At 68.9% G+C, this 8484-nt stretch carries 8 protein-coding genes; 2 read left to right on the top strand and 6 right to left on the bottom strand.

Annotated features, from left to right (window positions below; translation table 11 throughout):
- From VIR15_RS01985 to VIR15_RS01965, 5 genes are all read right to left on the bottom strand, one after another.
- Positions 1 to 881 (bottom strand): ABC transporter permease (locus VIR15_RS01985; RefSeq protein ID WP_331925793.1); only part of this gene is annotated, 881 nt, incomplete at its 3' end.
- A complete protein-coding gene (locus VIR15_RS01980) occupies positions 878 to 1993 on the bottom strand; it encodes an ABC transporter permease (protein ID WP_331925792.1) in 1116 nt (371 codons plus the stop codon). The genes VIR15_RS01980 and VIR15_RS01985, both read right to left, overlap by 4 nt.
- Positions 1993 to 3510, bottom strand: a complete 1518-nt coding sequence (locus tag VIR15_RS01975; RefSeq protein ID WP_331925791.1) for an ABC transporter ATP-binding protein — start codon at positions 3508 to 3510, stop codon at positions 1993 to 1995. Before VIR15_RS01975 ends, VIR15_RS01980 begins: the two co-directional genes overlap by 1 nt.
- A 246-nt stretch (positions 3511 to 3756) precedes the next feature.
- The gene (locus tag VIR15_RS01970; RefSeq protein ID WP_331925790.1) at positions 3757 to 4821 is read right to left on the bottom strand and encodes a BMP family lipoprotein; all 1065 of its coding nucleotides are present in this window, start codon (positions 4819 to 4821) and stop codon (positions 3757 to 3759) included.
- Between the two features lie 122 nt (positions 4822 to 4943).
- Complete coding sequence (locus VIR15_RS01965) at positions 4944 to 6170, bottom strand: amidohydrolase (protein ID WP_331925794.1); 1227 nt, start codon at positions 6168 to 6170, stop codon at positions 4944 to 4946.
- 62 nt (positions 6171 to 6232) lie between these two features.
- On the opposite strand from VIR15_RS01965, the gene VIR15_RS01960 reads away from it, so the two are divergent.
- Entirely contained in the window at positions 6233 to 6886 is a 654-nt protein-coding gene (locus VIR15_RS01960; RefSeq protein WP_331925789.1) for a (2Fe-2S)-binding protein, read from the top strand.
- Between the two features lie 69 nt (positions 6887 to 6955).
- On the opposite strand, the gene VIR15_RS01955 is transcribed toward VIR15_RS01960, so the two are convergent.
- Positions 6956 to 7558 carry a TetR/AcrR family transcriptional regulator gene (locus VIR15_RS01955; protein ID WP_331925788.1) on the bottom strand — a complete coding sequence of 201 codons (603 nt, stop codon included), beginning with the start codon at positions 7556 to 7558 and terminating at the stop codon, positions 6956 to 6958.
- A 79-nt stretch (positions 7559 to 7637) separates the two neighbouring features.
- On the opposite strand from VIR15_RS01955, the gene VIR15_RS01950 reads away from it, so the two are divergent.
- Positions 7638 to 8484: MFS transporter (locus VIR15_RS01950; RefSeq protein ID WP_331925787.1), on the top strand; the 847-nt coding region annotated here is incomplete at its 3' end.

The raw sequence follows: 8484 nt of genomic DNA, 5'->3' as shown, positions 1-8484 counted from the left end.
CCGCCGGTCTGGCCCTCGCGGTAGAGGTTCGACGCGACCATGGCGAGGAAGCCGCCACCCAGCCCGGCAAGCCCTCCGGAGACGAGGACCGCAATGAACTTGTACCTGATCACGTTGACGCCGAGCGTCTCCGCGGCCACCGGCGACTCGCCGCAGGAGCGAAGCCGCAGGCCGAAGCCGGTACGCCACAGGATCCACCACGTACCCACGAGGAGCAGGACGACGATGATCGTCAGGACGGACAGGTTCGTGACCAGCGCGCGGAGGACGCTGGCGACATCGGCGATGATGAAGACCCCACCGCGCTCGACGTCAGCGAGGGCGTCGGAGACGGGGGTGATGGTCACTTGCGGCAAAGGCGGCAGGCTCGGCGACTGGGTGCCACCGGTCTCGCTGAACGTGCGCGTGGCGAGGTAGGCCGCGGCACCGGCACCGAGCAGGTTGAGCGCCACACCGGAGACGATGTGGTCGACGCCGAAGATGACCGTTGCCAGGGCGTGGATCGCCCCGCCGATGACGCCCATCATGATGGCGCCCAGCACCCCGGCCCACGCGCCGTAGTGCACCGCGAAGTAGGCCGCCCCCCAGGTGCCCATGATCATCATGCCCTCGAGGCCGATGTTGACGACGCCCGCACGCTCGGACCAGAGTCCGCCGAGACCGGCAAGGGCGATGGGCGCGGCGAGGGCCAGGGCGGCGATGAGCGCGCCGGAGGAGCTCATGTCGTTCGCGCCGGTGATGACGCGGGTCAGGGAGACCACGACCAGGCCTGCGGCGGCGAGCGCCAGGACGCGACGCCAGCCGACGAGCCGGGACAACCCCATGCGGGGCTCACGGCCGGCCGCCGACTCGGGCGGGGTCTGTGTCGTCAGCTGGCTCATGCCGGCGCCCCTTCCTTCGACAGGGATCCTTGCTCGGCCAGCGCCTGGGCCACCTTGCGCTGCTCGAAGCGAACGTTGGCCCGGCGGATCACCTCGTAGGCGATGACGACGGAGAGGACGATGACGCCCTGGATGATGAGGACGAGCCGGTCGCTGACGCCGGCGGTGATCTGCAGGGAGTTGGACTGCTGGTCGAGGAAGCCCCAGAGAAGAGCGGCGAAGATGATCCCGATGGGGTGGTTGCGGCCGAGCAGTGCGACGGCGATGCCGGCGAAACCGAGGCCGGGCTGGAACGTGTCGCCATACCCGTAGTCCTGACCGAACAGCAGCGGCATGCCGACGAGCCCGGCCACGACGCCCGAGAGCACCATGGCGGTCAGCACCATGCGCTTGACCCGGACGCCGCTCGCGACAGCGGCCGACTCCGACCGGCCGGTGGCGCGCAGGTCGAAGCCGAATCGCGTCTTACCGAGGATGAACCAGTAGAGGACCCCGACGATGATCGCGAGGAACAGCAGACCGTAGACCTCGCGCGACACACCGGGGATGAGGGCCATGCCGGGGACGCGAGAGTCGTCGGGAAGTGGCTTGGTGCTCGTGACGTTCGAGCCCTCGACCTGCAGGGCGACCTTGCGCAACAGGAAGGCGACGCCGATCGTTGCGATCGCGTTGAGCATGATGGTCGAGATGACTTCGGACACGCCTCGGTAGACCTTGAGCAGACCCGCGATCGCGGCCCACAACCCACCCGCCAGCATGGCCACGACGAGGCCGAGCAGGATGTTGAGGGGGCCGGGAAGCCAGCCTTGACCGGCGACGACGGCGGCAGCGAAGGCGGCGACGCGGTACTGGCCGTCGACCCCGATGTTGAACAGGTTCATCCGGAAGCCGATCGCCACGGCGATGGCCGAGATGTAGTAGACGATCGACGCGTTGATGATCGAGACGACGACGCGTGGGCGGGGGACGGAGAGGATCGTGCTCCACACCTTCCCGACCGGGTCTCCCGCCACAGCGAGGATGACAGACGTGACGATCACCGCCACGACGATGGCCAGCGCCGGCGCGGCGAGGCTCATCAGGATCCTGCGCAGGTCGAATCGGGCGCTCATCAGGCTGCCCCCTCCGTCGCTGTTGCCCCGGTCATCGCGGCGCCGAGTTCTTCCCTCGTCACGGTGTCGGGATCGAAGTCCCCGGAGAGGCGTCCGCGCAGGATGACCCGGATCGTGTCGGACAGGCCGATCAGCTCCTCCAGGTCGGCCGAGATGAGGAGGACCGCGAGGCCGTTGCGTCTGGCCCGCTTGAGCTGGTCCCAGATCGCCGCCTGGGCGCCGACGTCGACGCCCCGGGTCGGGTGTGCGGCCACCATCACCTTGGGCTCGCGACGCATCTCACGGCCGATGATGAGCTTCTGCTGGTTGCCGCCGGACAGCGAGCCCGCGGTCACCTGGATCGATGGGGTGCGCACGTCGTACTCCTTGACGACCTCCGCGGCCTCCTTCCGTGCGGCGCTCGCGTTGATCAGCGAGCCACCGGGCCCGGAGGCGTAGATCGGCTCGGTCTGGTGGCCGAGGACGACGTTCTCCCACAGGGGTGCCTCGAGCAGCAGCCCGTGACGGTGCCGATCCGCTGGGATGTAGCCGATGCCGGCCTCCCGCAGCTCTCGGGTCTGCCAGGTGGAGGTGTCCACGTCGCCGAGGAGGATGCGGCCAGATGAGGGCTCCCGGATCCCCATGATCACCTCGACCAGCTCGTCCTGGCCGTTGCCCTCGACGCCGGCGATCCCGACGATCTCGCCGGCGCGAATGGTGAGCTCGATGTCGCTCAGCAGGGGGCGGCCGCCGAGCGGGTTGTCGAGGGAGGTGTCCTCGATGACGAGCAGGGGCGTCTCGGTGACGGTCGACTCCTCGGTGCTCGGCGACGGCAGCTCGGAGCCGACCATGAGCTCGGCGAGGTCGCGGGCGGTGACGTCCTTGGGCAGGACCTCGGCCACCGTGGTTCCCCTCCGGATGACGGTGATCGCGTCGGCGACGCTGAGCACCTCGTCGAGCTTGTGCGAGATGAAGATGACGGTCAGGCCCTCCGCCTTCAGCTCGCGCAGGTTGTCGAACAGCTCCTCGACCTCCTGGGGCACAAGGACAGCGGTCGGCTCGTCGAGGATGATGATCCGGGCGCCTCGATAGAGAACCTTGAGGATCTCGACCCGCTGCTGCGCTCCGACCCCGAGGTCCTCGACGAGGACATCTGGGTCGATGCCCAGGCCATAGGCATCCGAGATCTCCCTGACCTTCGCGCGGGCCTCGTCACCGATGCCGTGGAGCTTCTCAGCCCCGAGGACGACGTTCTCGAGGACGGTGAAGTTGTCCGCGAGCTGGAAGTGCTGGAACACCATGCCGATCCCCGCCTCGATCGCGTCCGCAGGCGACTTCAGGGCTCGCACGGTCCCCTCGACCGAGATCGTCCCCTCGTCGGGCTGTTGGACGCCGTAGAGGATCTTCATCAGCGTCGACTTGCCCGCGCCGTTCTCTCCGACGATGGCGTGCACCGTTCCTCGATGCACCGTCAGCTCGATGTCCTTGTTCGCGACGACACCGGGGAACCGCTTGGTGATCCCGTGCAGCTCGACCACCGGCTCCCCGCGCGCCCCGGCGGTCGGGACCGGCTCCGGTCCCCCGTGCGACGGGACGCTGGCGGTTGTGTCATTGGCGACGATGACGCACGCTCCTCATCAGGGCCCGACGGCGCGGGCGGCGACCGAAAAATTGAACCACCACGCCGAACGTACACAGTCGGCAGGCGGCTCGGCGGTAAACGGCCCGGACAACGCGAGCGCGTCGTCCGGGCCGTCCACTCTGACCGGTTGGGGTCTCGAGGCTCAGGGAGTCGTCGGGACCTTGATCTCGCCGGAGATGATCTTCTGCTTGAACTCGTCGAGCTTGGCCTTGATGTCATCGATCTGGCCACCGGTGGTCGAGTAGTCGACGCCGCCTGCCTTGAGGTCGAAGACCTTGTTGCCGCCCTGGAACTTCCCGTCCTTGATCGAGGTGATGTAGTCGAACACCGCGACGTCGACCTTCTTGATCATCGAGGTCATGATGACGTCCTTGACCGCGGCGTACTGCTTGAGGTTGGCCTGGTCGGAGTCGACGCCGATCGCCCGCTTGCCGGCAGCCTTGGCGGCCTCGAAGACGCCGCCGCCGGAGCCTCCTGCGGCGTGGTAGACGATGTCGGCACCCGCCTGGTACATGCCGTCGGCAGCCGCCTTGCCCTTGTCGACGGAGTTGAACCCGGAGAAGTCGGGAACCTGGGTGAGGTACTGCACCTTGATCTGGATGTCGGGCTTGACGGCCTTCGCACCCGTGACGTAGCCAGCCTCGAACTTCTTGATGAGGGGCGTCTCGACGCCACCGACGAAGCCGATGATGTTGCTCTTCGTCTTGAGGGCAGCCGCGGCACCGACGAGGAAGGAGCCCTCGTTCTCGGCGAAGGTGATCTGCTCGACGTTCGGACCAGCGGAGTCGGGCGACGCATCGTCGATGATCGCGAACTTGACGTCCGGGTTGTCCTTGGCGACCTTGCCCACCGACTTGGCGTAGGCGAAGCCGACGGCGACGATGTTGTCGAAGCCGGCGTCGATGAGTTGCGAGAGCCGCTCCTCGCGAGCGGACTCCGGCTCACCCGAGACGGCCGTTGCCTCCTTGCCCTCGACTCCGTAATCGGCCTTGGCCTTGTCGAGTCCAGCCGCGGCGGCGTCGTTGAACGAGCCGTCTCCGCGCCCGCCCACGTCGTATGCGAGCCCGACCTTGAGCGGCGCGGCGCTCGACGCTCCGGTGCCGGTGCCGTTCGCACCCGGGGTCGCCTCCGGGGTGCTGCTGCCGCAGGCGGCGAGTCCGAGCGCGGCAGCGGCGACCACTGCTGCGACCTTGGTTGCGTGACGCAAGGGGTTACTCCTTCACTCCATCGGCCGATGATGACATCGGCCCTGATGCCACGCACTGTAGACCCGGACAACGTCACGATTTGAAGCACTCGGGCAAACTCGCCGCAAGTGTTACCGATCCGCTACCGCGCCCGTGGCGCACGCATCCCGCTCGGCCGCGGCAGGAGGTGGTGCGCGGCGGAGGCCAGCACACATCCGGCCAGGGTGCTCGCGCCGACGGCGATCGCGCCCTCGTCGACGACGAGGTCCCCGCGGTGCAGGTCGTAGGTGAGGCCCCCGGGTCGGCGGGTTCCGAGCCGGGCCATCGCGCCAGGAACATGGGTCAGGTACCACGCGAAGTCCTCGCCGCCCAAGGACTGTGGCGTCGACGCGACCGTCGCGCCGGCACCGACGACCGCTGCGGTCAGCGCATCGATGCACGAGGCGTCGTTGACGACCGGCGGCACACCCTTGGTGATCGTCACGTCGGCGGCCACCGCGTACGGAGCCACGACGGCATGGACCACCTCGTCGAGGAGCTTCTCCACGCCCTCCCAGGTCTCGGCGTCGAGCATGCGCAGCGTGCCGCCGGCCTTGCCGGTCGCCGGGATGACGTTGTGCGCACCGCCGCTGTGGACAGAACCCCACACGAGCGCCGCTGCCGCCCGAGGGTCCAGCCGGCGGGACAGCGCCGCGGGCACGTCGGTGACGACCTTCGCGAGGGCGTACGTCAGGTCCTGCGTCAGGTGTGGCCGCGAGGTGTGACCACCACGCCCCGTGAGCGTCACGTCGACCTGGTCGGCAGCCGCGGTGATCGGACCGACCCGCAGTCCGACATGGCCCACGTCGAGGCCGGGGTCGCAGTGCACGGCGAAGATCCGGTCCACCCCGACGAGGCCGTCCTGCGAGACGACGTCCTGGGCGCCACCAGGCATGAGCTCCTCTGCCGGCTGGAAGATGAGCCGCGCACCGACGCCGTGGTCACGGAGGCGATCCTCCACCGCCTTGAGCGCGAAGCCGGCCCCGAGCAGCGCGGCCGTGTGCACGTCGTGGCCGCAGGCGTGGCTGACCCCGTCGGTGCGAGACGCGAACTCGAGCTCGGTCTGCTCACGAATCGGCAGGGCGTCGAGATCGGCCCGCAGGGCAACCCGGATAACCGGTTCGGGAGCGCCGATGTCTGCGATCAGCCCGGTCCCGTGCAGCCGGCGGGCAGCGATACCGACGCTCTCGAGGCGCTCGGCCACGAGCCCGGTAGTGCGCACCTCGGCCCGGCCGAGCTCGGGGTGTTGGTGCAGGTCCCTGCGGAACTCGATGAGCTCGTCCTCGTGCTCGGTCACGACACGGGAGATCTCATCGAACGGCGGGGGCATGGTCACGAGTAGGAGAGTCTACCGAGAGGATGGGATGGCCCGGCCGCGTCAAAGGAGCAGCAGTGTCCTCGCACCCGCTCGAAGAGCTCGTGCACGTCGTCGACCGCGCGCTCCCTCACGTCACCGTCTCCACCGAGGCGTCGGCTGGCACCACGTGGCTGAGTGAGATCGAGGCAGGCATGGATCCGCTCGCGCCATGGCGGCAGGCACTTGCTGCCCGACAAGGCTCGGAGCACAAGCCGCACGTGGCGGCTGCCTTCGTCCTGCAGTGGTGGTGCGAGGTCGTCGCAACCCCGTTGGCGTATGCCGCTGAGCTCGCTTCCGTGGTCATCGACCCCGCCCCGACGGGGCTGGGTTTCGAGCTCGCACCTGGGCTCTACCCGTCCCGCATCGTCCTGAGACCCGGTCACGTCAGCGTCGTGGAGCCCGCCGACCACTCGAGGGAGGCTGCGCTGGAAGCGAGCTCAGCGGCATACGGCCAACTGGTGACGGCTGTGGTGCGGGACTATGCGCCCGACGTCAAGATGAGCTCACGGCAACGGTGGGGTGTCGTCGCCGACGTCTGGGCGATCGCCGTACGCAATGCCACCGGTGCGGCGGGGCGGCCTGTGGAGCCGGCGGCACGGAGACGGTCCTGCTGCTTCATCGTGGCGCTGCCCGGCATGCAGGCCTGCGCCTCGTGCCCGCAGCTGGCCGGGTCAACCAACCGGAGGTAAGGGCCGGGTCCGGGGCGGCTGAGCATGGCCGCGGCTGGACTTCCGGTTGGTTGACCCTGGGCAGAACGGTCAGGTGGCGGCCGGGGGGCGGAACTCCTGCATGGCGCAGTCCATCAAGTCGGCGAGCGGGCCACCTTCGCCCAGGTGCTCGGGCGCGCGCATGGCGACCAGGACGTTGATGAGCATGCCGTGCGCGACGAAGACGCGGAGCTGCTCGTCCGAACCTCCCGTCCGGCGGAGCAGCGCGAAGATCCGTCCCATACAGGCGCGGGCGGCCACCCCGATCTCGTCGACACCGGCCGACGTGAAGCCGTGCAGCATGACGAGCAGGAAGTCGCGGTCCTCGACGAGTTCTTTGTAGGCGTGGCCCAGCCGCGTCCAGTCGTCGGGCTCCTCGGGATCGAAGGGCTGCGAGTCGAGCTCGCGCTCGAACGCCTCGATGATCCGCTCGGCGGCATGCTCGAAGACCTCGACGAAGAGCTGGAGCTTGGTGCCGAACATCCGCACCACGTAGGGCTGGCTGACACCTGCCTCCCGAGCGACCGTGTCCGTGGTGGTCGCGGCGTAGCCCTGCTCGGCGAAGGCCCGGGTCGCGGCGGCCAGAACCAGCTCGCGTCGAGCGCCGGCGGACATGCGCGTGGCAGTGGGTGCAGAAATCGGGGCCGCAGACATGTTGACATGTTATCAGTCGATTACCTATCGTCGTGCTGATCCTAAGTAATCATCGAATGCATACAGAAGGGTTCTCGACATGAGCACCGTCACGGGCTCCCCCTCCACCGCCTCCTCTGCGGCTTCCTCGATCGACGTCGAGCAGCCACCTCGCGACTCCGGCCAGCGGACCCGGCCCGCCGCTGCCCTGTGGCTCGTCCTCGTCGCCACCTCGCTGCCGATGTTCCTCGCCACGCTGGACAACCTCGTCATGACGACGGCGCTGCCGGTCATTCAGCGCGACCTCGACGCCACGGTCGGCCAGCTGTCGTGGTTCCTCAATGCCTACACGCTGGCCTTCGCGGCCTTCATGCTGCCCGCGGCGACGCTCGGTGACCGGCTCGGCCGTCGCCGGGTCATGGCCGCGGGGATCGTCGTCTTCACCATCGGCTCGATCGGCGCAGCGCTCAGCTCCACGTCCGAGGCCCTTGTCGTGGCACGCGCCGTGCAGGGCTTCGGTGCCGCGGCGATCATGCCCCTGTCCTTGGCGCTGCTCGCCGGTTCGGTCTCGGAGCGGATGCGCCCCATGGCGATCGGCATCTGGGGCGGCGTCTCGGGGCTCGGCGTCGCCGTCGGTCCGGTCGTGGGCGGCGCCATCGTGCAGGGGATCAGCTGGGAGGCGATCTTCTGGGTCAACGTGCCGATCGCCGTCATCGCCGTCGGACTGCTTCTCGTCGCGGTGCCGGAGTCGCGGGGCGCTTTCACGCGGCTCGACCTCGTCGGCACGGGCCTGCTCGGCGGCGCGGTGCTGCTCGCCACGTGGGGCATCGTGCATGGCAATGAGGACGGCTGGACCTCCCCCGGCGTGCTCACCCAGCTCATCGGCGGCGCGCTGCTGCTCCTCGCCTACCTGCCGTGGGCGGCGCGGCGGCGCGACGCGGTGCTGC

It is taken from the genome of Intrasporangium sp. (assembly GCF_036566125.1).
Taxonomy (GTDB): Bacteria; Actinomycetota; Actinomycetes; order Actinomycetales; family Dermatophilaceae; genus Intrasporangium.
Note: the sequence above shows the minus strand (reverse complement) of the source record. Positions and strands in the feature narration are given on the sequence as shown.